Genomic DNA, 26684 nt, shown 5'->3' with positions numbered 1-26684 from the left:
GTGGGCGGACGGTACGGGCGTGAGCAGCGCCGATGATGGAACAGTCGCGCCGGACCATCGGGGGGCGGCGTGAATTCGGACAGACGGAAGAGGTAGATGACGTGACCGCGACGGTAGGCCAGCAGGCGCAGGCCGCGGCCCGGGCGAACGACGTGTGGAAGGTGTACGGCAGCGGCGAGGCGCAGGTCATCGCGCTGCGGGGGGTCAGCGCGGAGTTCGAACGCGGCCAGTTCACCGCGATCATGGGGCCGTCGGGTTCCGGCAAGTCGACGCTGATGCACTGCCTGGCGGGCCTGGACGCGGTGACCCGGGGCACGGTGTCGATCGGCGAGACGACGGTCACCGGGCTCGGCGACGCGGGGCTGACGAAGCTGCGCCGCGACAAGGTGGGTTTCATCTTCCAGCAGTTCAACCTGCTGCCCACCCTGACCGCGAAGGAGAACATCCTGCTGCCGCTGTCGATCGCCGGGCGTAAGCCGGACCAGGCCTGGTACGACACGGTGATCGAGACGGTCGGGCTGCGGGACCGGTTGGACCACCGGCCGGCGCAGCTCTCCGGCGGGCAGCAGCAGCGGGTGGCGTGCGCGCGTGCGCTGGTCTCCCGCCCCGAGGTGATCTTCGCGGACGAGCCGACCGGCAACCTGGACTCGCGCTCCGGCGCGGAGGTGCTCAACTTCCTGCGCAACTCCGTCCGCGAGCACGGTCAGACGATCGTGATGGTCACCCACGACCCGACCGCCGCCGCGTACGCCGACCGGGTGGTCTTCCTCGCCGACGGTGAGATCGTCTCGGAGCTGATCGAGCCGACCGCCGAGACGGTGCTGGACACCATGAAGAAGCTGGACACGCCGGCCGAGGTGGGCAACTGATGTTCCGCGCGACACTGAAGAGTCTGCTGGCCCGCAAGGTCCGGTTGATCCTGTCCGGGCTGGCGGTGGTGCTCGGGGTCATGTTCGTCTCCGGCGCCTTCGTCCTCACCGACACGTTGGGCCGCTCGTTCGACTCGGTCTTCGCCGACGGCTTCTCCGAGATCGACGTGAACGTCGCGGCGAAGCCGAAGGTCGAGCTGAGCGAGTTGGAGGGCGAGCAGACCGCCGCGCCACTGCCGGCCGCCGTGGTGGACCGGGTGAAGCAGGTTCCGGGGGCCGCCTCGGCGACGGGCGTCGTCAACGCCGACGGCGCCCGGGTGATCGGCAGCAACGGCAAGGTGGTCACCTCGTTCGGTCCGCCGCAGTTGGGCGAGAACTGGACCGGGGAGAGTGACCTGCTGCGGCTGCGCGAGGGGCGCGCGCCGCAGGCCGAGGACGAGATCGTCATCAACAAGGCGCTGGCCACCACGGCGAAGGTGCAGGTCGGCCAGAAGGTCGGCGTGCTCACCGCGTTCGAGTCGAAGAAGCGGGACTTCACACTGGTCGGCATTGCCGGTTACAGCGGTGACCGGGACTCGATCGGCGGGGTGAACGAGGTCTTCTTCACCACGCCGGTGGCGCAGCGGCTGATGCTGGGCGAGCCGGACGTGTTCAGCAGCATCACCGTGACCGCCGCCGACGGGGTCTCCGACGAGAAGCTGCGCGACGACGTGGCCCGCACCCTCGGCGCGGACTTCGAGGTGAAGACGGGCGAGCAGGTCGCCTCGGACGCCGCGGCGAGCCTGAAGGAGGGCCTGTCCTTCTTCAACAAGATCCTGCTCGGCTTCGCGGCGGTGGCCCTGCTGGTGGGCACCTTCCTGATCCTCAACACGTTCTCGATCATCGTGGCCCAGCGCACCCGCGAGTTGGCGCTGATGCGCGCCATCGGCGCCAGCGGCCGGCAGATCATCGGGTCGGTGGTGCTGGAGGCCATCGCGGTCGGGTTGATCGCCTCGCTGCTCGGCCTGGCCGCCGGCATCGGCGTGGGCGCGTTGCTGGCGTACCTGTTCGGCAGTCTCGCCGGTGGGCTCACCCTCGCCGGGATCGGCGTGCCGGCGGCGGCGGTGATCGGGGCGTTCTCTGTCGGCCTGGTCATCACGGTGGTGGCGGCGCTGTTGCCGGCGCTGCGGGCGGCGCGGATCCCGCCGATCGCGGCGATGCAGGACGTGGCCACCCCGGACCGGCCGTTGACCAAGGTCACCGTGGCCGGGTCGCTGGTCACCGCCATCGGCGCGGTGCTGCTGTTCCTCGGGCTCAGCGGCAACGCCGGTGGTCAGACGCTGACCACCATCCTCGGTGGGGTGCTGTTCGCGTTCATCGGCGTGGCGCTGCTGACCCCGCTGATCAGCCGGCCGGTGGTGAGCCTGCTCGGCGGGATCTTCTCCTGGTCGTTGCCGGGGAAGCTGGGCCGGCTCAACTCGGGGCGCAACCCGCGCCGCACCGCGATCACCGCGGCGGCGCTGATGGTCGGCATCGCATTGGTAACCGGTATCACGGTGATCCTCGACTCGGCCAAGGGCAGCATCAGCGCCCTGGCCCAGGACAGCGTCAAGGCCGAGCTGGTGATCGCCGGGGCGCAGGGCGGGCCGCGCCCGCCGAGCTTCGACCCGGCGGTGTTGGACCAGGCCAAGACCCTGCCCGGTGTGCAGATGGTCGACGGCGAGTACGGCGACATGAGTCAGATCGACGGCAAGACCACCTGGGTCGGGGCGAGCAGCGACATCGCGTCGCTGCGGCAGATCTTCAGCGCCAAGCCCGTCGCCGGTGACATCGACCGGCTCGGGCCGACGCAGATGCTGGCCAGTTCGGACACCGCCGACTCGCGGGGCTGGTCGGTGGGCTCGACGGTGAACGTGCAGTTGACCCGCGGCGAGACGCGGACGTACACGATCAGCGGCATCTACGAGTCCGGGCAGCTGTTGAACCCGGTGATGCTGCCGGTGACGGCGGCAAGGGACTTCGCGATCCCGCAGCCCTTCCAGGGGTTCATCCAGTTGGCCCCGGGCACGCGGGTGAACGACGTGCTGCCGCAGGTGGAGACGCTCCTGGCGGACAGCCCTGAGGTGTCGGTGGCCGACCGGGACGCGTTCATCAAGCAGCAGACCGGTCAGCTCGACGGGCTGCTCACGATGATCCAGATCCTGTTGGCGCTGGCCATCGTGATCGCCGTGCTGGGCATCATCAACACCCTGGCGCTGTCGATCCTGGAACGGACCCGCGAGTTGGGGCTGTTGCGCGCCATCGGTCTACGCCGGTCGCAGACCATGGCCATGATCACCGTCGAGGCGGTGGTGATCTCGGTGTTCGGCGCGTTGCTGGGCGTGGCGGTCGGCACCGGCCTCGGCGCCGCGGTGGTCGAGGCGCTCAAGGACGAGGGCATCACCGACCTGATCCTGCCCTGGGGGCAGATGGGTGTCTTCCTCGGTCTCGCCGCGATCATCGGTGTGGTGGCCGCGGTGGTCCCGGCCATCCGGGCGGCACGGATCAACGTCCTGGGCGCCATCGCCCACGACTGACGCCGCACAGAAGGAGAGGGGCCCCACCGAGCGGCGGGGCCCCTCTCCTTCGCGTCCGTCAGGCTGCCGCCCGGTCGGCGAGCAGCGCCGCGAGCAGGTCCAGGTCCACGCCGGTGAGGCTCTCCACCTGGTGTACGCCGACAGCGCTGGCGAGCGCCACCTCCGCCGGTACGGCCAGAACCGCCGCGCCCGAGGCGAGTGCGCTGGCCACGCCGGTCGGTGAGTCCTCGATCGCCACACACCGCTCGATCGGCACACCCAGTCGCCGGGCCGCGGTCAGGTACGGCTCGGGGTGCGGCTTGGCCGCGACCACCTCGTCGCCGGCGACCACGGTGTCGAAGGTGTCCCGGCCGAGGGTGTCCAGGGCGATCTCGACGAGCGCCCGGGGGCTGGAGGTGACCAGCGCGGTGGGGATTCGCGCCGCGCGGACCGCGCGCAGCAGCTCGAACGCGCCGGGCCGCCACGGCAGACCGGTGCGGAACAGCTCCAGGATCCGGGCGTTGATCCACGCCGCGCTGATCTCCGGATCCCGTTCGGGTTGCCCCAGGTCGTCGTGCAGGATGCGCATCGACTCGGCCATGGCAGTGCCGATGATCGACTGGCGGGCCTCGACGGAGAGGTCCCCGCCGTACTCCCGGGCGAGTTCCTGCAAGGCGATGTCCCACAGCTTTTCGCTGTCGACCAACGTGCCGTCCATGTCGAAGAGCACGGCGGCGGGGTGATGGCTGTTCAGCGGATCCTCCAGGGTCGTGGCCGACACGGGCGATCCTGCCAGGGCCTGCCACCGCCCACGGCCGCGATGGCCACCGACGTGACCCGGGCAACCCGCTCAGCCCAGGTCGCAGGCCTCCAGCGACCGCTCGTACCCGCGGAAGAACGATTCGGTGCGCTGCTCGGCGGTGCCGTGCGAGCCTTCGGCGAACCACGGCTGGTCGGGGTCGTCGCCGACCGCCGCCAACCCCTCCCGGAACTCGTCCAGGTCGCCGTCGGCCAGGGTCAGGGCACCGGAGCGCACCGAGTCGCCGAGGTACGCCCCGGCCATGCAGTCGGCCTGCAACTCCTGCTGGATGGTGAAGCTGTAGTTGATGCCGAGCCGCACCTGGATGGCGTGCGCGTACTCGTGCCCGAGCAGGTAGAACACGAACGCGTCACCGACCTGGCGGAACGCCGCCACCGACCAGCGGACGTCGTACGCGATGAAGTCGCCCCGCGAGCAGTAGACCGCGTTGTTGCGGGGCAGCGGCTCACCGCCGCAGGACACCTCGCCCTCCCGCTGGTAGGGGGTGATCCGCCGGACCGGTTGGAACCGCTGACCGGACGCCTTGAACTGGGCTGCCCAGTAGCGTTCGGCGATCGCCTGGGCGTCGGCGACGTCCTGCTCGAACTCCGCGACGCTCGTGGTGCTGTCGGCCCGCGTGGTGCCCGGCCCGGGCGAGGCCGCCGACGGGTCTGCCCCGGGGCGCTCGGCCTCCGGCTCGGCCAACCCGCCGCCCGCGCAGGCAAGCGACACCAGGGCGGCGGCCAGCAGGGCCGCCACGGTGCCTCGGGCGCCGCGTCCTGACCGTGCCCCCACTGTGCCTCCCCAGACATCGCTTCTCTCGCCGAGCAGTACCCCGACCACACGACCGTCACGCCCGTCACCGGTTTCACGTGCGCGCCGGCCGGACGGTTCACCCTTCGGCCGGACCTCAGCCGCTGGACTCCCGACCGCGCTGCCACGTGTCGCCCTGGTCGCCGTGCCGCTCGGCCTCGTACCGCTGCTGCCGGGCGCGGGCGTCCCGCCCGGCCGCAGGGTCGCCGTCGATCGCCGACCGCCCTCGCCGCAGCACGACCCCGATCGCCGCGACCGCCACGAGGACGAAGATTCCTACCACCACCCACACCGTCGTCATGCCGCCAACCTAACGCCCGCCCACCACCCCTCCCCCTTCCGCTGATCATGAGGTTGTGGTGAAGCCGCTCGGCGTGTCGCGGCGACAACTTCATGATCGACCGATCAGGTGGGGTGGGTGTGTCCGGGGTGGGCGTGCTGCTTCGACGTTCCCTTCGGAGGCGTCGGAGGGCGCCCACGGACAGAAGGAGCAGCGACGTGAAGTACATGATTTTGCTCTACGGCTCACAGCAGGACTACGACGTGCTGTCCGGGCGGGCGACCGACCGTCCCGCCATGTCGGCCGAGCAGGTCGCGGCGATGCACAAGCACATGGAGACCTTCCACCAGGCGCTGGCCGAGTCCGGGGAACTGGTCGACGCCCAGGGCCTGAGCGAGCCGGTGCACGCCCGCCGGGTGCAGGTACGCGAGGGCGCGCCGGTGGTCACCGACGGCCCGTACCCGGAGACGCAGGAGGTCCTGGCCGGTTACACGATCGTGGAGTGCGCGAGCTTCGACCGGGCGACCGAGATCGCCGCCGGCCTGGTCGATCCGGACACCCCGGGCGGTTACGTGGACGTGCGGCCGGTGCTGGACGGCATCGAGGACCTGGGCGGCTGACGGGTGCCCGAGACACGGGTCGAGGACCTGCTGCGCGAGTTCGCGCCGCGGGTCCTCGGCGCGCTGGTCCGCCGCTACGGGCACTTCGACACCGCCGAGGACGCGGTGCAGGAGGCGCTGATCGCCGCGGCCGAGGCCTGGCCGCGCGACGGCGTACCGGAGAACCCCCGCGGCTGGTTGATCACCGTCGCGTCCCGCCGGCTGACCGACCTGCTGCGCCGGGAGCAGGCCCGGATGCGCCGTGAGGACACCGTGGCGCGGTGGGTGCTCCCGGAGCAGTGGCGCGCTCCGGCGGCCGATCGACCGCCGGCGGACGAGGACGACACGCTCATCCTGCTCTTCCTGTGTTGCCATCCGGCACTGTCGCCGGCGTCGCAGATCGCGCTCACGTTGCGCGCGGTGGGCGGGTTGACCACCGCCGAGGTGGCCCGCGCGTTCCTGGTGCCGGAGGCGACGATGACCCGGCGGATCAGCCGGGGCAAACAACGGATCCGCGAGAGCGGGCTGCGGTTCGCGCCGCCCACCGACGAGGAGCGGGCCGACCGGCTCGCCGCGGTGCTGCACGTGCTCTACCTGGTCTTCACCGAGGGGTACGCGCGCACCACCGGCCCGGGGCTGCTGCGCGCCGACCTGACCGCCGAGGCGATCCGGCTGACCCGCCTGGTGCACCGGCTGCTGCCGGAGGATCCCGAGGTCACCGGCCTGCTGGCGTTGATGCTGCTCACCGATGCCCGCGCTCCGGCGCGCATCGGCCCGCACGGCGAGTTGGTGCCGATGGCCGAGCAGGACCGTTCCCGGTGGCGGGCCGACCAGATCGCCGAGGGGACCGAGCTGATCACCAGGGCGCTGCCGCGCGGGGCGGTCGGGGCGTACCAGGTGCAGGCCGCCATCGCCGCTGTGCACGACGAGGCAGCCGGTGCGCAGGACACCGACTGGGCGCAGATCACCGCCCTGTACGAGGTGCTGCTGGGCATGTCGGACAACCCGGTGGTGGCGCTCAACCACGCAGTGGCGGTGGCGATGAGTCGCGGCCCGTCGGACGGGTTGACGCGGCTGGCCGAGCTGGCCGGCGACGCGCGGTTGGCCGGCGACCCCCGACTCCCGGCCGCTCGCGCCCACCTGTTGGAGATGGTCGGTGAGCGGGTCGCGGCACGGGAGGCGTACCGGACGGCGGCGGCCCGGTCGACGAACCTGGCGCAGCAGCGCTACCTGTACGCCCGCGCGGAGCGTCTCGGCGACCCGCCGCCCGCCGGCTGACCCGGCGGGCGGTGCGGGTCACGGGCTGGCGGCCAGGAAGACGAAGGCGGCCAACAGCACCAGGTGCACACCGCCTTGCAGCACGTTGGCCCGGCCGGGCACGACGGTCAGCACGCCGGTCACCGCGGTCAGCGCGAGCAGGACGAGCTGGGTGCCGCCGAGGCCGAGTAGCAGCGGGCCTTCCAGCCAGATCGAGGCGATCGCGATGACGGGAATGGTCAGGCCGATGCTGGCCATCGCCGAGCCGAGGGCCAGGTTCAGGCTTATCTGCACCCGGTCGCGGCGGGCGGCGCGGGCGGCGGCCAGGGTTTCCGGCAGCAGCACCAGCAGGGCGATGATCACACCGACGAACGCGTGTGGCAGGTTCGCCGCCGCGACGCCGGCCTCGATGGTCGGTGAGACGGTCTTGGCGTCGCCGACCACGGCGATCAGTGCCACCAGCAGCAGGACGAGGCTGGCCAGCGCCGCGCGGTTGGTGGGCGGCTTGGCGTGCTCCTCCGTCTCGATGACCTGGCCCCGGCTGTCGACCGGGAGGAAGTAGTCGCGGTGCCGGCCGGTCTGCACCAGCACGAACAACCCGTACAGCGCCAGCGACGCGACGGCGGCGAAGGTGAGCTGGGCGGGGCTGAACTCCGGGCCCGGGCGGGCCGTGGTGAAGGTCGGGAGGACGAGGCTCAGGGCGGCCAGGGTGATCACGGTCGCGAGGGCCCCACCGGTGCCCTCGGGGTTGAACACCGCGACCCGGCGACGCAGGGCACCGAGCAGCAGGGACAGGCCGAGTATCCCGTTACAGGTGATCATGACGGCGGCGAAGACGGTGTCCCGGGCGAGCGACTGGGTCTTCTCCGGCCCGCTGATCATCAGCGTGACGATGAGGGCGACCTCGATCACGGTGACCGCGACGGCGAGCACCAGTGACCCGTACGGCTCCCCCACCCGGTGGGCGACCACCTCCGCGTGGTGCACGGCCGCGAGGACGGCGCCACCGAGCAGCAGCGCGACCACCACGATGACCGGCCCGGGCGGGCTCCGCCCCCAGGTGACGATCAACACGAGGACGGCGAGCACGGGTACGGCAAAGGTCCAGTCGGTCATGCGGGAGCGAAGGAAGGCGGCCATGCCGTAAAGAGTGCCAGGTCAAGTGATCATGTGACCACCATCGACGCAGCGACATCCCGAACCCGTAACTCATGGGTTACGCTTTACCGGTGAACGAGGTGACCGTCGCGATCGCGGACCCGGTGCGGCGGCACATCCTGACCATGCTGCGCGACGAGCCCCTGTCAGCCGGCGACATCGCCCAGCGGTTCACGATCAGTCGACCCGCCATCAGCCGCCACCTGCGGGTGCTGCGCGAGAGCGGGCTGGTCCGCGACGAGCTGATCGGTCGCCAACGCATCTACCGCCTGGACCCGGGCCCGCTCGCGCCGCTGGTCGGCTGGCTCGCCGGCCTGGCCGGCACCGACCGGTGGGAACGGCACCTCGACGCGTTGGAGACCGAGGTCTACCGCACCCGCCGAGAGCGCCGCAGCCGCGGCCCGGCGGGACACCGAAGGGAGCAAACGGCATGACCCGCACACCCGCCGGACGCCTGTTCCGCACCGCCACCGGTCACGACCTCGTCCTGACCCGCACGTTCCGCGCACCGGCGGCGGACGTCTGGGCCAGCCTGACCGAGCCGGAGCGCACGGCTCGCTGGTTCGGCCCCTGGGAGGGCGACGCGGCCCCCGGGCGCACCATCCGGGTCCAGATGGCGTACGAGGAGCAGCAGCCCTGGTGCGACGTCCGGATCGACGCCTGCGAAGCCCAGCGCCATCTCGCCGTTTCGATGATCGACAGCTACGGCACCTGGCTGGTGGAGCTGACGCTGACCGAGGCCGACGGCAGCACCGAGCTGCGGTTCGTGCAGCACCTCACGAGCGTGGAGGGCATCGCCGAGACGGGCGCCGGCTGGGAGTACTACCTGGACATGCTCGTCGCCTCCCGCGACGGCTCCTCCCGCCCCGACTTCGACGACTACCACCCGGCGATGCAGCCGTACTACCAGGACCTCGTCGCCGCCGAACGTGCCTAGAACTCCTGGCGCAGCCTGGCGAACTCGGCCGTCAAGGCCGGCAACGGGAAGTGCGCGTTCAGGCCACTCGGGTTCGGCAGCACCCACACCCGGGCCGGCCCCAGCCGCTGCGACTGCGGCCCCAGGCCGGCCCGGGGCTGGGCGAAGGCGATCCGGTACGCGGTCACTCCGAGGACGGCCACCCACTCCGGCCGGTACCGCTCGGCCTTCACCGCCAACCCGGTGACCCCGGCCACCAGCTCCGCCGACGTCAGCTCGTCGGCGCGGGCGGTGGCCCGGTTGCTCAGGCTGGTGATGCCCAGTCCGTGGCGCAGCAGCTCGTCGTGCTCCCACGGGTGCAGTTGCCGGTCGGTGAAGCCGGCACCGTGCAGGGCCGGCCAGAACCTGCTGCCCCTGCGCGCGAAGGGCAGGCCCACGGCGGCGGAGTAGAGGCCCGGGTTGAAGCCGCAGAACAGCACCCGCAGGCCAGGCCCGATCACGTCCGGCAGGCCCCGACCGGCGGCCGCCGCCACCTCCTGCGGTGTCGGCCGCCGAAACGGCTCCGACTGCTGCGCGCCCACCTGACCGATCCTGCCCTACGACCGGTCACCGGAACTGACGTGCGCCCCGGATCATGACTTGGCACCCTCGACGCATGCAGGCAACCGACCACCTCGCCGACAGCCGCTACGCGCGGATGCGCTGGAACACTCCCCTGTCCGAGGAGCACGCCGCGCTGCTGCTACGGCGACTCGACGTACGCCCCGGCGCTCGGGTGCTCGACCTGGGCTGCGGCTGGGGTGAGCTGCTGCTGCGGGCGGTCGCCGCCGGTGGCGTGTCAGGCGCGCTCGCCACCCGGGGCGTCGGCGTCGACACCGATGATGCCGCGCTCGCCCGGGGGCGGAGGTCGGCGGCCGGACGGTCCCTCGACCGGCACGTCGCCTTCGTGATGGGCGAGGCGGCCGCCTGGCAGGAGCCCGCCGACCGGGTCCTGTGCGTCGGGTCGGCGCATGCCTTCGGTGGCACCGGCGCCGCGCTGGACGCGCTCGCCACAGTGGTCCGACCGGGGGGCCGGCTGCTGTTCGGCGACGCCTTCTGGGAACGGCCCCCGACACCGGACACCGAGGAGATCTTCGGACCCGAGGTCCCGGACCTGCCCGGCCTCGTCGAGGTCGCCCGGGAACGCGGCTGGCGGGTGCTGCACCTGAGCACCGCCGACCAGCGTGAGTGGGACGACTTCGAGTCCACCTGGCTGGCCGGGCGGCAGGAGTGGCTGCTGAGGTACCCGGAGGATCCCCGGGCGGCCGACGTCCGCGTGGAACTCGACGACCGGTTGCGCCAGTACGTCGGTGGTTACCGGGGGGTGCTCGGCCTCGCCTACCTCGTCCTCGCCCGCTGACGGCCCACCGTGGACGCCGCTGGCTACGCTGCGCGTGGTGAACGCCGGACCTCGTCTCGCCCTGCCCTGGCGGATCCTCGTCGTATCCGCCGGCGCCGGGCCGGTGTGGCTGTCGCTGAAGGCCGTGCTCGACCGCGACTACGATCGCACCGCCCACGCCGTCGGAGCCGTCCTCACGACGGTGCTCGTCGTACCCCTGGTGGTTGTCGTCCGTCGCCTCCTGGACCGACGCCCGTGGGCCGGCCTCGGACTGCCGTCGCTGCGCGAGGGCTGGCGGCGTCTGCTGCTCGGGATGGCCTGCTGGCTGGTCCCCGCCGGGGTGGGGTTCGTGCTCTGCCTCGGCCTCGGTTGGGTCGAGATCAGCGTGCGGACGTCGGTCGGAGACGTGTGTCGCGTGGCGGTTCTGCTGGTGGTGCTCGTGTTCCTCAAGGAGGCGCTGCCGGAGGAGCTGATCTTCCGGGGGTACCTGCAGCGAAACCTCGCCACCCGGTTGCCGGCCTGGCAGGCCGCCGTTGGGCAGGCCGTGCTGTTCACAGTGTTCGGGTTCCTCGTCGGGGCCGCCCGGTCCGTCGACCGGCTCGCGCTCTTCTTCGTCTTCGCGCTCCTGCTGGGCGCCTTCCGGACCGCGACCGGCGACATCTGGGCGGGAATCGGCTTCCACGTCGCCTTCCAGACTGTCGCGCAACTGTTCGGCGACGTGGGGGCGGTCTTCGACGTGGTCGGCTCCGACGTCCTGGGAGTCGTGGCGATGGGGGCCATCCCGTTCTCGGCCAGCTGGATCGTCGTGCGACACCTCTACCGGCACCATCTGGACTGGCGGGCCGTCGCACCAGAGCCGGCACGGTGACCGGCTGAACCTCCGCTTTCGGCCCCCGACCCGGCCGGCCTGCGGAAGAGTGTCAGGCGAGAGTTGTCAGCGGTCGCACCGCGTCGTCTCCTGCGGAGGTCCGAATGAGCCCCGAGCCTGCCAGCAACGTCGTCCTGGTGCACGGCGCGTACGCCGACGGCTCGTCCTGGTCCGACGTGATCCCCATCCTCCAGCGGGCCGGCCTGACCGTCACCGCGGTGCAGAACCCGCTGACCACCCTGGCCGACGACGTCGCCGCCACCAACCGCGCCCTCGACCGCCAGGACGGGCCGACCGTGCTGGTGGGCCACTCCTGGGCCGGCACGGTCATCAGCGAGGCCGGCAACCATCCGAACGTCACCGCCCTGGTGTACGTCGCCGCCCGGGCCCCGGACGCCGGCGAGGACTACGCGGCCCTCGCGGCCCAGTATCCGACGCCCCCGGCGAACGCCGGTCTCGTCCACCACGGCGGGTACGGACAGCTCAGCGAGGCGGCGTTCCTCGACGACTTCGCCGGCGGAGTCGACGAGGTCCGCGCCCGTTCGCTCTACGCGGTGCAGGGGCCGATCGCCGACGGCCTCTTCAAGGGCCGCACGACTGTCGCCGCCTGGCGGGACAAGCCCTGCTACTACTCGGTTTCCACCCAGGACCGCACCACGGCACCCGAGCTGGAACGGTTCCTGGCGGAGCGGATGAACGCGACCACGATCGAGGTCGAGTCCTCCCACCTCGCCATGGTCACCCACCCGGAGACGATCGCCGACCTCATCATCATGGCCACCAGAGGGACGGACAGTCCTGCGTCGTCCGGCCGCTGACAACCGCACGGGCGCTCACCGCAGGTCCGCAGCGCGTCGTCCGACCTGTCATGATCTCGACGGTGAGCAGTAGGTCTACCGGTCAGGTTCGGCTGCGACAGCACGCGACGCTCGTTCCGGTGCAAGCGGGCCAGGTGCCGGTCAGCGTCTCCGTCGGTCCACACGGCGAGGCCATCGCGCTCTGGTCGAGCACGGCCGACCGAGAGACGCTCCTCGGCTCCACCCTGTCGGCGAACGGCGTGTCGCGTCCTGACTCGACCACCCGGGCGGGTGTCGCGGTCCAGGTCGCCACCTACTCTCCGCAGGTCCGGAGCGTGATCAGCGTCCCCGACCTGGCGCTGGCGCACTGTCACGTCCAACCCCTGCCCGGTGGGCGGATGCTCCTCGTCGGCGCCCGCTCCCGGCGGCTGGCCGAGGGTGCGGAGAACAACGCCGTCATCGTCGACGCCGACGGGACCACGGTCCGCCGGGGCGCTCTCGGCGACGGAATCGAATACGTGCAGACCACCCGCTCCGGCAGGATCTGGGTGGGGTACTTCGACGAGGGTGTCTTCGGGGGCAGCGACGGGTGCCCACCGCTCGGCGCCCCCGGCATTGTCAGGTTCACCAGTCGGCTCGCACCCGAATGGCATTTTCCGGACGACGGGGTCGACCCGATCCACGACTGCTACGCCCTCAACGTCACCGGCGAGACGGCCTGGGCCACCTACTACAGCGACTTCCCGGTCGTACGCATCGCCGAAGACACTGTGCGGTCATGGCCGGGTGGCCGCACCGCCGCCCGCGCCCTCATCGTCGACGACACGCGGTGCGCCCTGATCGGTGGCTACGGCGAACACCACGATCGGATCCTGGTGGGCGATCTCGATCACGGCCACTTCCGACGGTACCGACTCGTGCTGCCCGGCGGCCGGCCGTTGCCGCGTCGGAGCGTCGTGATCGGGCGCGGCGCCGAGTTGCACGCCTTCGTCGACACCACGTGGTTGCGCGTCAGTCTGTCGGACCTGCCGTGACGGGGACGGCGGCGGGAATACCCGCCTCCAGCGGTCGACGCCGACCGGGGTGGGCTTGACGGGGCGGAGACATCGGAGGTTTACTGCGTCAGCGATAGAAGTCGATGGGCTTCGTCCGTCCACTGTGGTCGGGCGGACTCCGCGGCGGTGCGATCGCGATCGGTCGACGCCGGTGCGCCAGCCGTCTCCTGGCACTGTCGGTAGCGACGCGATGCTCCCCCCTCGGCGGGCGGGGAGCACCGGCACGGCAACCCGCACGGCGCAGCGTCGCGCACACCCCCTGCGGGACGATTCCACCGGCACGGCACCACCCGCAGCATCTCAGCCGAGCATCGGCGGCCCGGCTCCGTACCACCGCCATCGCGGCCTCGGCGAGCTCGCACGCCCACGTGACGCGCGCGCCAGGGTCGACGCTCAGCAGAGGAGCACCCCCATGCGTTCCCGTTCCCGCCTGTTGGCACTCGTCACCGGCATGGCCGTGATGCTGGCCAGCTTGGCAATCCTCACGACGCCGGCCTCGGCGGCACCACTGACCAAGGTCCTGGTGTTCAGCAAGACCGCGGGCTTCCGCCACTCGTCCATCCCGAACGGCATCGCCGCGATCCAGCAGCTCGGTTCGGCGAACGGCTTCACCGTGACCGCCACCGAAGACTCCAACCAGTTCACCACCTCGAACCTGGCCCAGTACCAGGCGGTGGTCTTCCTGTCCACGACCGGTGACGTCCTCAACGCCAGCCAGCAGACGGCCTTCGAGTCGTACATCGCCGCCGGCGGCGGATACGTCGGCGTGCACGCCGCCGCCGACACCGAGTACAACTGGCCGTGGTACGGCCAACTGGTCGGCGCGTACTTCGACTCGCACCCGGCGATCCAGAACGCGACAGTGCGGATCGAGGACAACACCAACCCGTCGACGGCGCACCTCCCGGCGACGTGGGTCCGCTCGGACGAGTGGTACAACTACCGCACCAACCCCCGGTCCACCGCGCGGGTCCTGGCCAACCTCGACGAGTCGTCCTACAGCGGCGGCAACATGAGCGGCGACCACCCGATCACCTGGTGCAAGGCGTACGGCGGCGGTCGGGCCTGGTACACGGGTCTGGGCCACACCGAGGCGTCGTACACCGACCCGAACTTCACCCGGATGCTGCTCGGCGGCCTCCAGGTCGCCGCGGGTTCGGTGACCGCCGACTGCTCGCCGCGGACGACCACCCCGCCGCCCACCACCCCGCCGCCCACCACCAGCGGCTCCACCCTGAAGGCCCGGGCCAACAACCAGTTCGTCAGCGCGCCCAACTCCACCACCGCGCTGATCGCCAACAAGGCCTCCGCCGGCACCAGTGAGCGGTTCGACGTGGTCAACCTCGCCAACGGCAACGTAGCGCTGCGCGCCAAGAGCAACGGGCAGTACGTCGCGGCCGAGAACGCCGGTGCCGCCGCGCTGATCGCCAACCGCGCCTCCGCCGGCGCCTGGGAGACGTTCCAGCTCGTGCGCAACTCCGACGGCACGGTGAGCCTGCGGGCCACGGTGAACAGCCGGTACGTCGCCGCCGACAACGGTGGCTCGTCCCCGCTGATCGCCAACCGGACCTCCATCGGCCAGTGGGAGAAGTTCGACCTCGTCACGAACTGACCGCGTCGCGGCTCACTGATCACCACCCCTTCGGCCGTGGTGCGCCCCCGCACGCCCGGCCCCCGATCGTCGAGGAAGGACGATCATGTTCTCGAAATCCCGGCGCTGGTCCCGGGCCGTCATGGCGGCGCTCACCGCCGCCACGAGCGTGGCCCTGGCCGTTGCCGCCCCGTCCACCGCGCAGGCTGCGGTGATTCCCGCCTCCGACTACCAACAGGTCAAACTCGCCACCGGCTCGGCCGAGCTGGGTGAGGCCATGTCCCTGGCCGTCCTGCCCAACCGCTCGGTCCTGCACACCGCGCGCAACGGCGTCCTGCGGGTCACCGACGTGGCCGGCAACACCAAGACCTCCGGCACCCTGTCGGTCTACACGCACGACGAGGAGGGGTTGCAGGGCGTCGCCGTCGACCCCAACTTCGCCAGCAACCGGTGGATCTACCTGTATTACTCGCCGAGTCTGAGCACCCCGTCCGGGGACGCGCCGACCACCGGCTCGCAGTCGGACTGGGACCGGTGGAAGGGGCACCTGCGGCTGTCGCGGTTCACCCTCAACTCCGACGACACGCTCAACCTGGGCAGCGAGAAGATCGTGCTCCAGGTCGCCAATGACCGTGGACAGTGCTGCCACGTCGGCGGTGACCTGGACTTCGACGCCGCCGGCAACCTGTACCTGACCACCGGAGACGACACCAACCCGTTCGAGTCGTCCGGCTACGCGCCGCTGGACGAGCGGACCAACCGCAACCCGCAGTTCGACGCGCAGCGCACGGCGGGCAACACCAACGACCTCCGGGGCAAGCTGCTGCGGATCAAGCCGCAGACCGACGGCACGTACACCATCCCGTCGGGCAACCTGTTCGCTCCCGGCACGGCCAACACCCGTCCGGAGATCTACGCGATGGGTCTGCGCAACCCGTTCCGGATGAGCGTCGACAAGGCCACCGGTGTCGTCTACCTCGGTGACTACGGCCCGGACGCCGGGTCCACGAACTCCAGCCGCGGTCCTTCCGGGCAGGTCGAGTTCAACCGCATCGCCTCGCCGGGCAACTACGGCTGGCCGTACTGCACCGGCACCAACACCAGCACCGAAACATACAATGAATACACCTTCCCGTCCGGGCCGTCGCAGTCGAAGTACAACTGCACGGGCGGGCCGACCAACAACTCGTTCCGCAACACCGGGCTCGGCACGCTGCCCGCAGCGAGGCCGGCCTGGATCAAGTACGCGGGTGACTCCGGTTCGCCGTCGGAGTTCGGCAGCGGCTCGGAGTCGCCGATGGGCGGCCCGGTCTACCGGTACGACGCGTCGCTGAACTCCAGCATCAAGTTCCCGCAGTCGCTCAACGGTCAGTTCTTCGCCGGTGAGTACGGCCGCCGCTGGATCAAGGCCATCGCTGTCAACTCCGACGGCTCCCGCGGGGAGATCTCCAACTTCCCGTGGTCCGGTACGCAGGTCATGGACATGGCCTTCGGCCCGGACGGGGCGCTCTACGTGCTGGACTACGGCACCGGGTCGAACAACCAGGCGCTGTTCCGCATCGAGTACATCGGTGGTGGCAACCGCAACCCCATCGCTGTCGCCTCGGCCAACCCCACGTCGGGGGCCAACCCGCTGACCGTCAACTTCTCGTCGGCCGGCAGCTCCGACCCCGAGGGTGGGGCGCTGAGCTACCTGTGGACGTTCGGTGACGGCACCACGTCGACGGCGGCGAACCCCACCAAGACGTACACCACCAACGGCACCTATTCCCCCACGTTGCGGGTCACCGACCCGAACGGCCTGTCCGGCACGGCGAGCCTGGTCATCACCGTCGGCAACACGGCCCCGACGGTGACGCTCACCTCGCCCGCCGACGGGCAGCTGTTCAGCTTCGGTGACACGGTGTCGTACCAGATCAGTGTGAGCGACCCGCAGGACGGCACGATCGACTGTTCCCGGGTGAGCCTGACCTACGCGCTGGGTCACGACAGTCACGCCCACCAGATCACCTCGAAGAACGGGTGCAGCGGCTCGATCACCGTGCCGACCGACGGCGAGCACGACTCGGCGGCGAACATCTACGGGGTCTTCGACGCCGCGTACACCGACAACGGCGGGTTGACCACGCACAGCATCAAGACGCTGCAACCGAAGCACCGCCAGGGTGAGCACTTCGGCGCCCAGTCCGGCGTCCAGGCCACCGACCACACCAACGCCGAGGGTGGCCGCACCGCCGGGTTCATCGAGAACAACGACTGGATCTCGTACCAGCCGTACAACCTGGCCAACGCCAACCGCATCACCGTGCGGGCGTCGTCGGCCGGCGCGGGCGGCACCATCGAGGTCCGGGCCGGGTCAGCGACCGGCTCCCTGCTGGGCACCGTCACGGTGCCGGTGACCGGCGACTGGGAGACGTTCGTCGAGGCGTCCGCCACGATCAGCAACCCGCCGAGCGCGTCGACCACGCTGTACCTGGTGTTCAAGGGTGGCTCCGGCTACCTGTTCGACGTCGACGCGTTCACCTTCACGACCGGCACCGGTAGCAGCACCCCGGTGACGACCCTGCGGGCGCAGGTCAACAACCAGTACGTGTCGGCGGTCGGCAGCACCGCGTTGATCGCCAACAAGGCCAGCGTCGGCAGCACCGAGCAGTTCGACCGGGTGGACGGCGGCAGCGGCACCATCGCGCTGCGGTCACGCGCCAACGGGCTCTACGTCTCGGCCACGAACTCGGGCGCCGGAGCGTTGGTCGCCAACGCCGCGTCGATCGGATCGTGGGAGAGGTTCCAGCTCATCACGAACTCGGATGGGACGGTGAGCCTGCGGGCCACTGTCAACAACCAGATCGTGTGCGCCGAGAACGCCGGGGCCGGATCCCTGATCGCCAACCGTACGTCGGTCGGGGCCTGGGAGAAGTTCATCCTGACCACCGGCTGACCGGCGGTGGGCCCGGCCCGGTCGGTGACGGGCCGGGCCCACCGATCCATCGACTGTCGGCGCTGTCGGCTAGACCGGGAAGCGGCCGTGCCGCCAGTGCCAGTGTCGACCAGCCCTGAGGTGGTCGACGATCGCACGCTGGAGCGCGGTGCGGCGGGGCAACTGGTCCAGCGGGGTGCTCAGCGTGCGGAACACGAAACGCAGCACCTCGACGTCGGCGTCCGGGCCGTCCTTCTCCTCGTAGGGGACCAGCTCGAACATCTGCTGGAACCGGACGATGTTGGACCCCTCGGGCAGGTATTCCCGCAACTGCGGGTCGAGCAGCCACGAGCCGCAGGAGAACGCGGTGTAGGTCTCGTCGGGAAAATGGCGGGCGAAGAACACCCGCGCCTCGTCCAGCGACGCCGCGACCGCTTCCGGGGTCAACGGCCCCGCGTCGGGAACGTGCAGGCCGATGGCCGTGTCGCCGGGGTGGTGTTGCAGCCGGCCCAGCTCGTAGATGCTGCCGCGCACGTGCAGCGTCAGCCAGCTCTGCATGACCGGCCAGCCCTCACCGCGCATCCGCCGGTCGATCGCGAGGTTGCGGCCGAGGTCCGCGAGGCTGCGCCACGACACGTCGTCAGGGACGCCGTGGTCGCGATGGTAGCCCCGCGCGACGTCCACCAGGGCGAGGTACGCGTACACGTAGAGGTGCCGCCAGGCGGGACCCCGCTCGCGGGGCAACTCCGGACCGGGCGACAGCCAACCGTGGCCTGCGAGGTCGGCGTGGACCAGGGCGATCGACCGGTCGAGCAACCAGCGCAGCTCGGGCGTCCAGAGCGGCGAGGACGGGTCCGGCCAGCCCTGCATGATCTCGGCGGCGTCGTCGGGCCGGACCGCGAGCCGAGCGAGCAGCTCCGGAGCGTCGGCCCTGGCGGGCAGCGGAACCGACGGTCGGTCGCCGGCGAGCTGCGCGACGCGTGCGACCTCCTCGACGGGCACTGCGAGCCGAGCGGCGATGTCGTGCGGATCCACGGCGACGACCCTACCGGCGTTCGGCCCTCCGGTGGGTGCCCGCGATGTCGGCCGGGGCCCGGGACGTCAGGAGTCGGCGGGCACTTCGGTGTCGAGTTGCCCGATCATCGGTGCCAGAAGCTCGTTGAGCTCCCGGGTCAGCACCACGACCGCCCGACGCGCCGCGGTGGTGACGTCGTCGTCCGGCCCGGTGGGTGTCGGCGGCAGACCGTCGAGCGGCAGCGGCGCCTCCACCTGGAGCAGCGCGCGCAGATGCGGACTGCGCGTCTGGTCCTGCTCGGTGGGGGTGGTGAACTGGCCGAACAGCTGCGGCCAGTCCCGCCAGCCACGGTCGCGTTGCCACTGCTTGGTCCAGGTCAGCTCAGCGGGCCAGCGGGAGGCCACCGTGACCGCGCAGACCATGCTGCCGTCCCAGGGGCTGCGGGCGCAGGTCGCCGAGATGATCCGCCGGTGCCAGCGGACGAAGCCCGGCGACAGTTCGGTGGCCACCCGCCAGGCCGTCGCCGCGAATGCCACGGGCGCGAAGTCACCCCAGGTCTCGTCGAACTCGCCGATCCGACGAAGCACCTCCGCCTCGTACCGGCCGCGACCGTCGCTGCCGTGTTCGCGGTCGAACTGCTCGTCCAGCCAGAAGGCGCGCGGTTCCGGCATCCTCGTCCCCGTTTCCCGACGATGGTGTTCAGCATGTCGAACCTATGCCATACGTCGGGCGCGGACGGTGTCCTCGCCGCCACTACCCCACGAGAACACAGAACGGGTGACCGGCCGGGTCGGCGTACACGCGCAGCGGCTCGTCGGGATCCTCGATGCGGTCGTAGCGCAGCCGGCCACCGAGGCGCAGGACGCGCTCGTGCTGCACCAGCAGTTCCTCGACGGACGTCACGGTGAGGTCCAGGTGCAGTTGCTGAGGTACGTCGTTCTTCGGCCACGTCGACTCCGGCAGGTCGTCCACCTGCTGAAACGCGAGCTGGACGCTGCCGTCGGGGGACCGCACAACCAGCCAGTCACGACCACGCTCGTCGTCCTGTCCGGCCGCCGGCGGCTCGTCGCCGGACCGATAGACGTAGCCGAGCAGGTGTCGGTAGAACTCAGCCAACACCCGCGCGTCGGTGCCGTCCAGCACCACCGAACCCAATCGGGGAACGCTCTCCTGATCGCTCATCATCGATCACCTCCGAGCGCCCATTGTCGTCGCACCTCGCTGCGGTCGCACCTCGCGGCGCTTTTGTGCCGGCGCGTTTCGCAGTCAGCCACCCGTCACTGAACGCATACGACACGACCACTGTGGATCGACCACGGACACCTAGCGTGGACGGCGCGACGTCGGAGCGACCGTCTCCGGCCGCCATCCCCGGGAGGTCACGTGCGCAGGAACCTCGGATTCGCCTCGGTGGGCATCATGCTGCTGGCCAGCGTCACCGTCGCGCAGGCCCCCGCCCAGGCCGGCACCGCCGCGCCGAACGGATCCGCGACGGTCGCCGAAGGGCGCGCCACCATCAACGGACGGCCGTCGACCGACGCGGACATCGCGGCGGCCGTGGGCGACGCCTACTGGACGCCCGAACGAATGCGAGCGGCACGGCCCGCTCCCCTACCGGACGGGGTCGACGCCCCCGACGGGGAGGCTGCCGACCGCCCCGGCCGCGTCGGTGCGCCGCGCGACGTCGCGGAGCCCGCGGCCCCACGGTCGCCGGCTGCCGCCGGTCTGGGCGTCGCCGCCAGCGGCAGCAGCCACGCGACCCAGGCGGTGAACGCCTCACCCGGGGTCGGTCGGGTCTTCTTCCGGCACAACAACGAGGACTTCTTCTGCTCCGGCGCAACAGTCAACAACCCGCAGGCGAATCTGGTCTCCACCGCCGGCCACTGCGTGCACCCCGGCGACGGCGGGTCCGTGTGGTTCGACAACTGGGCGTACGCGCCGGAGTTCACCGACGGCGTCGCGGTGCACGGCCTCTGGTTCCCCAAGGAGTTCACCTCGGTCGAGGGGTGGGTCGACAACGGTTTCCTCTGGTGGGACTTCGCCTTCGTCACCATGCACCCGCGCGGCGGCAAGCGGCTCGTGCACGTCACCGGCGGGCAGGGGCTCAGCGTCAACCAGTCCAAGAAGCTCTCGGTGCTGCTGCTGGGTTACCCGGGCGAGCCGCCGTACGACGGCGAGTCGCAGTACTACGACCAGGGCACCACCAAGGCCGCCGGGGCGCAGCGGATCAAGCTGAAGGACTGCCCGCTCACCCGGGGCGCCAGCGGCGGCCCGTTCCTGCGCGCGTGGGACAACGACCTGCGCTTCGGGTTCGTCAACTCGGTGATGTCGTACAAGTTCTCCGGCAACATGTACGGCCCCTACTTCGACGACGACGTCCTGGACATCTACAACGTGGCGAAGAACAAGCAGTGACCGACGCTCCGCCGGCGGTGGTGGTCGTGGGTTGACAAGCACCGGTCTCCAGAGTGGACGATGTGGCGTGCGGATTCTCGTGGTGGGTGGGAGCGGTCTGATCGGCGCTCACGTGGTGGAGGTGCTGCGTGAGCGCGGTCACGCCACGACAGCTGTGGCGCGTACCTCCCATCCGGGGGTCGACCACCTGCTGGACGTCGGGTCCGCCTCCCCGGAGGAGCTGAGGTCGTTGCTCGCCGGTCACGACGGCGTCGTGTACGCCACCCGGACCGACGAGCAGCGGCCGCTGCCCAAGCCGATCTACCCGCAGTTCCGCCGGGACAACGTCGACCCGGTGGTACGCCTGTTCACCGCCGCCCGCGAGCAGGGCCTCACCCGTGGGGTGGTGATGGGTTCGTACTACACCTACTTCGACAGGTTGCATCCGCAGTGGCGGCTGCCCGAGCGGCACACGTACATCCGGTGCCGTGTCGAGCAGGCCCGGGAGGGACGGGCGGCGGCCGGTCCGGATCTGCCGGTCGCCGTCCTCGAACTGCCCTTCGTCTTCGGTCGGGCCGGCGACCGGCTGCCGAACTGGGCCGGTCCGCTGGACCGGTGGGCGCGCTCGCGTACACCTCTTGTCGCACCGACCGGCGGAAGCGCCGCGGCCTCGGCGCGCAGCGTGGCCGAGGTCGCGGCCGACGCTCTTGAGCAGGCCAGCGGGGCGGACATCCCGGTCGCCGACGAGAACCTCACCTGGCCCGACATGCTCGCGCGCATCGCCGAGGCGGTCGGTCGACGCCGCCGGGTCGCCCGGCTACCGGCCGGCGCGGCACGAGCCGCCCTGCGCCTCGGCGGCGCGTTGCAGGGCCTCGGGGGCAAGGAGTCGGGGGTCAACCCCACCTACGTCGCCGACCTGCTGCTCACCGACCTGTTCATCGAGCCGACGACCGGCCGGTCGCTGGACGTCGCGCTCCGCGAGACCTTCCCTAGCCGTCCGACGCCGGCGGGCGAGCGAGGTACGCCGTCTTGACGTCGGGTGCGAACCCGCAGGCGCGGTAGAACGCGTGGGTGGCGGGAGTGCGCGAGCCGGTCATCAGCATCGCCTTGTAGCAGCCCGCGTCCCACGCGGCCTGGAGCGTGCCGACCATGATCTGCCGACCCAAACCGGTGCCCCGCAGGGATTCCTCGACGACCACGTTCTCGATGACGGCGTACGGCGACGCCGACCGACTCAGGTTGGGGATCACGTTGAGGTAGGTCGTGGCGACGACGACGCCGTCCAGGTCGAGGACGAACAGACTCAGCCCGGGGGTGTCGAGGATCCGCTGGTAGGCCGCCCGGTCGGAGCCGTCGTCCAGCACCGGATCGTCCGGGTTCAGCTGCCGGTAGAGGTGGATGATCTGCGTGAGGTCGTCAGGCCCTGCCGCACGGAACACGCCCGGAGCCTAACCAGAACCCCCATCGGGGCCGGTGCGCGGGCTCGCGGTGCGGCGTCAGCGCGCGGCGATCTCGACGAACTCCCGCACCAGCGGTGACCGGTTGTCCTCGGCCCAGGCCAGACACACCTGGTTGGGCCCGAGGTCGTCGACCGGCACGTGGACGACGCCCGGCCTGGTGTAGAACGTCGCGGTCGACAGCGGCAGGATCACCACACCGGCGTACGCGGCGACGTGTTCCAGCTTCTCCTCGACGGAGTTCAGCTCGGGCCGGGGGCGGGGATCGGAGTCGACCGGCCGGTTCGGCAGGTCCCGCCACTCGGGCACCGCGTCCGGGTCCTGAAGCAGGCGCTCCTCGACCAGCTCGGCGAGGTCGACCGACTCCTTACCCGCCAGCCGGTGTTCGTCGGGCAGGACCACGACCCGGGGTTCGGTGAACAGCGGGCGTAGGCGCAGACCACGGTGGTCGACCGGAAGCCGTACGTAGCTGACGTCGGCGCGCCCCTCGCGGACCACCTCGGCCTGGTCGTCCCAGGAGGTGCGGAGGACACCGACGGCCAGATCGGGGTGCAGCTGGGCGATGGCGCGGGCCTCGGCGGTGACGATGATGCCCGGCATGAACGCGATGGTGAACGTCTGCCGGCCGTGCGCCGCGCGCTGCACCCGCCGGCGCAGCGCGTCGGCCGAGGCGAGCAGCGGACCGGCGTCGGCCAACAGTTGCCGGCCGGCCTCGGTCAGCACCGTGGAGCGGCGATCCCGGACGAAGAGCTCGGCGCGTAGTTCGTGCTCGAGCGCCCGGATCTGGCGCGACAGGACCGGCTGGGCGATGTGCAACCGGGCGGCGGCGCGGCCGAAGTGCAACTCCTCCGCGACCGCCACGAAGTAGCGGAGCTTGCGCAGATCGACGTCCACCGGCCCTCCGCCCGCCTCGTACGCACCTGACGATACCCGCCGGGTATCACAGCAGGTGAAAGAGGTCTTGGACGCGAGTGCCCGCACCGGCGCACGGTGGTAACCGTCAGCGAAACACCATCCGGAAGGACCCGATCATGACCCTCACCGACCAGCGCGTCGTCGTCCTCGGCGGCACCTCGGGAATCGGGCTCGCCACCGCCACCCGGGCCGCCCACGAGGGCGCCCAGGTCGTGGTCGCCTCCCGCAACCAGCGCAGCGTGGACCGCGCCCTCGCCAGCCTGCCGGGCGGCACCCAGGGGTACGTCGCGGACCTCACCGACCCCGCCGACGTGTCCCGCCTGTTCCAGGGGCTCGGCCCGTTCGACCACCTCGTCTTCACCGCCGGCGAACCGCTCGCGCTGATGTCCGTCGACGCCCTCGACCTCGCCGCCGCCCGTACCGCCTTCGACCTGCGCTACTTCGGTTCGTTGGCGGCGGTCAACGCGGCACTGCCCCACCTGCGACCCGGCGGGTCGATCACCCTCACCACCGGCACCGCCAACCACCGGCCGAACGCGGGCTGGTCGGTGGCGTCCAGCATCACCGGGGCGATCGACGCGCTGGTCCGCTCGCTCGCCGTCGAACTCGCCCCGATCCGGGTCAACGCCGTCTCCGCCGGCGTCATCCGCTCACCGCTGTGGGACTCACTGCCGGAGGAAGCCCGAGAGCAGATGTACGCGCAGCTCAGCGCATCACTGCCGCTCGGCCGGGTGGGCGAACCCGAGGAGGTCGCCGAGGCGTTCACGTACCTCCTCCGGTCGACCTACGCCACCGGCACGATCGTGACCGTGGACGGCGGCACGCTTCTCGCCTGACCCGCGACACCCGGCGCACGGATCTTGACGTCGGCGTCGGCGTCGGCGTCGGCGAGCTGCACGACGCCGACGCCGACGTTGTGGTTCATCGACGACTGCGGTGGCTCTCAGCGAAGCTCTTCGGCCAGCCCGACGACGATTCCCTCCGGACCCCGGACGTAGCAGAGCAGGAAGATGTCCTCGTACCGCTCCACCTCCCCGACGAGCTCGGCCCCGTGACCGCGCAGTCGGGCGATCGTGTCCTCGACGTCGTCGACGGCGAACATGATGCGACGGATGCCCAGTGTGTTCGCCGGCGCGTCCCTCGGCTCGGCGCTGATCGCCTTCGGCGTGTGGAACATCGCCAACTCGACCTTGCCGTGACCGTCCGGGGTCCGCAGCATCGCGACCTCCTGCCGCACGTCGGCGATCCCGATGACACGTTCCACCCACCGCCCCTCGACCGGCCCTCGCCCCTCCACCTCCATGCCGAGCTCGCCGAAGAACGCAATGACAGCGTCGAGGTCCTCGACCACGATGAGGACGTTGTCCATCCGCTGGATCGCCATGCTGGATCTCCTCGGGTGCGGTGCGGTCACGGTCGCCGCATTCTCCCGTGGGACGAAGCCGGCCGGCCGTTCTCGACACCCGAAACAGCCGGTCCGTCACGTGGGCCACGCGGCCGCCGTCATCCCACCCGGGACGATCGGCGTGCCCCTCGCGTCGTCGACCCGCAGCGATCAGGCCCCGATCCGGGAGGTACAGTCCGGCCGTGGACACCGGAGCCTTCGCTGGCATGGCCGCGCTGATCTGCTCGGGGCTCGGATGTGTGGTCCTGGTGGGTGCCCTGGCCACGATAGCGCTCTGGTGGGGCGGAAAGTGGTGAGCCGGGGCTCACCGGCTGTCCGGTAGGTCCGACGAGGTGGAGGCACCAGGCCCGTCCTCCTCGAAGCGGCGCTGCTCGGCCAGGTAGTCGGCCAGACGCGGATCCGCCTGCGGCGCGTCGCCCCGCAGGTAGCTCGCGACGGCTCGCCGGGTGGCCTGGCACTGGAGGTACTCCAGGGCGTCGACCCTGCCTCTGCCATACCGACGCAGAACCGCGATCACTTCTTCGGCGTCGACAGTGAAATCGTCGAGGAAGAGCAAGGAGTACGTCCGCCGCCCGTCGTGTCTGCTGGCTGACCGTCCCCGGAGCCGGAGCAATGAGGGAGAGAACGACAGTGACTGCGCCCAACAGCCCGTACAGCGGCGCCTTGTTGTGGAAATGGTGGCCGGGATCAGCCAATGCCGCAGACGCCGCCCAGACGACCCCCGCGCCGAACACGGCGAGACCGATCCGGCGTCGCCGCACCTTGGCGGTGTTCCGCAACAGCCGTTCGCGTCCCTCCACTGGCCCATGGATGCGGCTCGCCGGCAAATCCGGTACTGCCGCGCGTCCGGTCCCACAGCGCCCGTCAGCGCCCGGCCGACCAGTCCGTCGTCTCCAGAACGGGGTGACGCTCGATGGCCTCGATCAGCGAAACAGATCCGCTGACCTTGGTGCCCTGCAAGTCGCAGTCCGTCCACACCATCCAGGCCCGATCCAGCGGCCACAGATTCGTCGGTGAGAACCAGTAGCGTCCTCCACGCCCCTCGATCAGGCCGGGCACTGCCGACAACGGGCCGCGCCACACGTGGAGCTGGTCGAAGTCCCCGGTGGGCACGGATGCGTAGAAGGCGACGCACTCCGTGCCGGGGCCGTCGACCGAGTGCTGGCTCAGGGCGTCGAGCAGGGCATCGAGGCTCTCCTCGTCGAGAGAGCCCTCAGGTGGTGGCTGGATGTCAGCGGGCCAACTGCCATGGGGAAACCAGCTGTAGCTTGGCGGGAAGGTCCGATCCCGTTCCGGCCCCGACCCTCGGGCCAGGTACGTCGACCAGAGCACCCGTTGCCAGGGGCCACCGGGCCGGGACACGTAACCCAACGGTATGCCGGTCTCGGTCGTGTCCTCGTCGAGGTTGATGCCACCGACGACCAGCGGCGCAAGGTCTCCAGCCTCGAGCCCGCGGCGAAGGATGTCGACCTGCGTACCCAGACCCGCAAGGCCAGGATTCTCGTACATCGCATGGAGGATCCAGGTCGACGACTCCCACCCGACCGGGTCGTAACCGGTGAGCGCCTCGTGGTCAGGGCGGTCTGCGAGCCAGGTCAACAGGCTGGCGGGGTCCTCGACCCGTTCCATGGACACAGTCATTCTGCCGTGCTGCCAGCCGTCGCGGG

General features: G+C 70.9%; 28 protein-coding genes. 15 read left to right on the top strand and 13 right to left on the bottom strand.

Annotated features, from left to right (window positions below; translation table 11 throughout):
* Positions 1-101 precede the first annotated feature (101 nt).
* Complete coding sequence (locus O3438_RS04790) at positions 102-869, top strand: ABC transporter ATP-binding protein (protein ID WP_269678770.1); 768 nt, start codon at positions 102-104, stop codon at positions 867-869.
* The gene (locus O3438_RS04785; protein WP_269678769.1) at positions 869-3424 is read left to right on the top strand and encodes an ABC transporter permease; all 2556 of its coding nucleotides are present in this window, start codon (positions 869-871) and stop codon (positions 3422-3424) included. The genes O3438_RS04790 and O3438_RS04785 overlap by 1 nt, the downstream gene beginning before the upstream one ends.
* A 58-nt stretch (positions 3425-3482) precedes the next feature.
* Here O3438_RS04785 and O3438_RS04780 read toward each other — a convergent pair whose 3' ends face one another.
* The 3 genes from O3438_RS04780 to O3438_RS04770 form a co-directional block, all read right to left on the bottom strand.
* Complete coding sequence (locus O3438_RS04780; RefSeq protein WP_269683566.1) at positions 3483-4133, bottom strand: HAD family hydrolase; 651 nt, start codon at positions 4131-4133, stop codon at positions 3483-3485.
* Positions 4134-4253: 120 nt separating this feature from the next.
* On the bottom strand, positions 4254-4997 hold the full coding sequence (locus tag O3438_RS04775) for a neutral zinc metallopeptidase (RefSeq protein WP_269678768.1): 744 nt from the start codon (positions 4995-4997) through the stop codon (positions 4254-4256).
* A 115-nt stretch (positions 4998-5112) separates the two neighbouring features.
* Positions 5113-5316: a hypothetical protein gene (locus tag O3438_RS04770; protein WP_269678767.1), complete on the bottom strand. Its 204-nt coding sequence runs from the start codon at positions 5314-5316 to the stop codon at positions 5113-5115.
* Positions 5317-5522: 206 nt separating this feature from the next.
* On the opposite strand from O3438_RS04770, the gene O3438_RS04765 reads away from it, so the two are divergent.
* Together O3438_RS04765 and O3438_RS04760 are read left to right on the top strand one after the other, a co-directional pair.
* Complete coding sequence (locus O3438_RS04765) at positions 5523-5915, top strand: YciI family protein (RefSeq protein ID WP_269683565.1); 393 nt, start codon at positions 5523-5525, stop codon at positions 5913-5915.
* A gap of 3 nt (positions 5916-5918) precedes the next feature.
* Positions 5919-7172, top strand: a complete 1254-nt coding sequence (locus O3438_RS04760) for an RNA polymerase sigma factor (protein ID WP_269678766.1) — start codon at positions 5919-5921, stop codon at positions 7170-7172.
* A gap of 18 nt (positions 7173-7190) precedes the next feature.
* Here the strand turns inward: O3438_RS04760 and O3438_RS04755 are convergent, their stop codons facing one another.
* Positions 7191-8291, bottom strand: coding sequence for a calcium:proton antiporter (locus O3438_RS04755; protein ID WP_269678765.1), 1101 nt, complete (start codon positions 8289-8291; stop codon positions 7191-7193).
* 89 nt (positions 8292-8380) lie between these two features.
* Here O3438_RS04755 and O3438_RS04750 point away from each other — a divergent pair, with 89 nt between their 5' ends.
* A complete protein-coding gene (locus tag O3438_RS04750) occupies positions 8381-8743 on the top strand; it encodes a metalloregulator ArsR/SmtB family transcription factor (RefSeq protein ID WP_269678764.1) in 363 nt (120 codons plus the stop codon).
* Positions 8740-9246 (top strand): SRPBCC family protein, encoded by a 507-nt coding sequence (locus tag O3438_RS04745; protein ID WP_269678763.1) that lies wholly within the window; start codon positions 8740-8742, stop codon positions 9244-9246. Before O3438_RS04750 ends, O3438_RS04745 begins: the two co-directional genes overlap by 4 nt.
* On the opposite strand, the gene mug is transcribed toward O3438_RS04745, so the two are convergent.
* Positions 9243-9806 (bottom strand): G/U mismatch-specific DNA glycosylase, encoded by a 564-nt coding sequence (gene mug, locus O3438_RS04740; protein ID WP_269678762.1) that lies wholly within the window; start codon positions 9804-9806, stop codon positions 9243-9245. The two genes, O3438_RS04745 and mug, sit on opposite strands and share 4 nt — an antisense overlap.
* A 74-nt stretch (positions 9807-9880) precedes the next feature.
* On the opposite strand from mug, the gene O3438_RS04735 reads away from it, so the two are divergent.
* The 6 genes from O3438_RS04735 (at position 9881) to O3438_RS04705 (ending at position 17852) form a co-directional block, all read left to right on the top strand.
* Positions 9881-10624, top strand: a complete 744-nt coding sequence (locus O3438_RS04735) for an SAM-dependent methyltransferase (protein ID WP_269678761.1) — start codon at positions 9881-9883, stop codon at positions 10622-10624.
* A 37-nt stretch (positions 10625-10661) separates the two neighbouring features.
* Positions 10662-11471 carry a CPBP family intramembrane glutamic endopeptidase gene (locus O3438_RS04730; protein WP_269678760.1) on the top strand — a complete coding sequence of 270 codons (810 nt, stop codon included), beginning with the start codon at positions 10662-10664 and terminating at the stop codon, positions 11469-11471.
* Positions 11472-11575: 104 nt separating this feature from the next.
* Complete coding sequence (locus tag O3438_RS04725) at positions 11576-12289, top strand: alpha/beta fold hydrolase (protein ID WP_269678759.1); 714 nt, start codon at positions 11576-11578, stop codon at positions 12287-12289.
* 62 nt (positions 12290-12351) lie between these two features.
* Positions 12352-13302: a hypothetical protein gene (locus tag O3438_RS04720; protein WP_269678758.1), complete on the top strand. Its 951-nt coding sequence runs from the start codon at positions 12352-12354 to the stop codon at positions 13300-13302.
* Positions 13303-13735: 433 nt separating this feature from the next.
* Entirely contained in the window at positions 13736-14935 is a 1200-nt protein-coding gene (locus O3438_RS34300) for a ThuA domain-containing protein (RefSeq protein ID WP_442929557.1), read from the top strand.
* Between the two features lie 85 nt (positions 14936-15020).
* Positions 15021-17852, top strand: a complete 2832-nt coding sequence (locus O3438_RS04705; RefSeq protein WP_269678757.1) for a PQQ-dependent sugar dehydrogenase — start codon at positions 15021-15023, stop codon at positions 17850-17852.
* 69 nt (positions 17853-17921) lie between these two features.
* Here the strand turns inward: O3438_RS04705 and O3438_RS04700 are convergent, their stop codons facing one another.
* The 3 genes from O3438_RS04700 to O3438_RS04690 all read right to left on the bottom strand — a co-directional run bounded on the left by O3438_RS04700 (position 17922) and on the right by O3438_RS04690 (position 20028).
* Complete coding sequence (locus tag O3438_RS04700; RefSeq protein ID WP_269678756.1) at positions 17922-18866, bottom strand: acyltransferase domain-containing protein; 945 nt, start codon at positions 18864-18866, stop codon at positions 17922-17924.
* A gap of 66 nt (positions 18867-18932) precedes the next feature.
* Positions 18933-19517: a hypothetical protein gene (locus tag O3438_RS04695; RefSeq protein ID WP_269678755.1), complete on the bottom strand. Its 585-nt coding sequence runs from the start codon at positions 19515-19517 to the stop codon at positions 18933-18935.
* 82 nt (positions 19518-19599) lie between these two features.
* Entirely contained in the window at positions 19600-20028 is a 429-nt protein-coding gene (locus O3438_RS04690) for a VOC family protein (protein ID WP_269678754.1), read from the bottom strand.
* Positions 20029-20229: 201 nt separating this feature from the next.
* Between O3438_RS04690 and O3438_RS04685 the strand changes: the two genes are divergently transcribed.
* Entirely contained in the window at positions 20230-21261 is a 1032-nt protein-coding gene (locus O3438_RS04685; RefSeq protein ID WP_269678753.1) for a trypsin-like serine peptidase, read from the top strand.
* 67 nt (positions 21262-21328) lie between these two features.
* A complete protein-coding gene (locus O3438_RS04680) occupies positions 21329-22273 on the top strand; it encodes an NAD-dependent epimerase/dehydratase family protein (protein ID WP_269678752.1) in 945 nt (314 codons plus the stop codon).
* Here the strand turns inward: O3438_RS04680 and O3438_RS04675 are convergent.
* Together O3438_RS04675 and O3438_RS04670 are read right to left on the bottom strand one after the other, a co-directional pair.
* Positions 22230-22679 carry a GNAT family N-acetyltransferase gene (locus O3438_RS04675; RefSeq protein WP_269678751.1) on the bottom strand — a complete coding sequence of 150 codons (450 nt, stop codon included), beginning with the start codon at positions 22677-22679 and terminating at the stop codon, positions 22230-22232. The two genes, O3438_RS04680 and O3438_RS04675, sit on opposite strands and share 44 nt — an antisense overlap.
* Positions 22680-22736: 57 nt before the next feature.
* Positions 22737-23591, bottom strand: a complete 855-nt coding sequence (locus O3438_RS04670) for a LysR family transcriptional regulator (RefSeq protein WP_269678750.1) — start codon at positions 23589-23591, stop codon at positions 22737-22739.
* 137 nt (positions 23592-23728) lie between these two features.
* Here O3438_RS04670 and O3438_RS04665 point away from each other — a divergent pair, with 137 nt between their 5' ends.
* Positions 23729-24448: an SDR family oxidoreductase gene (locus tag O3438_RS04665; RefSeq protein WP_269678749.1), complete on the top strand. Its 720-nt coding sequence runs from the start codon at positions 23729-23731 to the stop codon at positions 24446-24448.
* A 107-nt stretch (positions 24449-24555) separates the two neighbouring features.
* Here the strand turns inward: O3438_RS04665 and O3438_RS04660 are convergent, their stop codons facing one another.
* From O3438_RS04660 to O3438_RS04650, 3 genes are all read right to left on the bottom strand, one after another.
* Complete coding sequence (locus O3438_RS04660; protein ID WP_269678748.1) at positions 24556-24996, bottom strand: VOC family protein; 441 nt, start codon at positions 24994-24996, stop codon at positions 24556-24558.
* Between the two features lie 325 nt (positions 24997-25321).
* The gene (locus O3438_RS04655; RefSeq protein WP_269678747.1) at positions 25322-25573 is read right to left on the bottom strand and encodes a hypothetical protein; all 252 of its coding nucleotides are present in this window, start codon (positions 25571-25573) and stop codon (positions 25322-25324) included.
* A gap of 308 nt (positions 25574-25881) precedes the next feature.
* Complete coding sequence (locus O3438_RS04650) at positions 25882-26658, bottom strand: hypothetical protein (RefSeq protein ID WP_269678746.1); 777 nt, start codon at positions 26656-26658, stop codon at positions 25882-25884.
* Between the last annotated feature and the right edge of the window lie 26 nt (positions 26659-26684).

The organism is Micromonospora sp. WMMC250 (assembly GCF_027460215.1).
GTDB lineage: Bacteria > Actinomycetota > Actinomycetes > Mycobacteriales > Micromonosporaceae > Micromonospora > Micromonospora taraxaci.
Note: the sequence above shows the minus strand (reverse complement) of the source record. Positions and strands in the feature narration are given on the sequence as shown.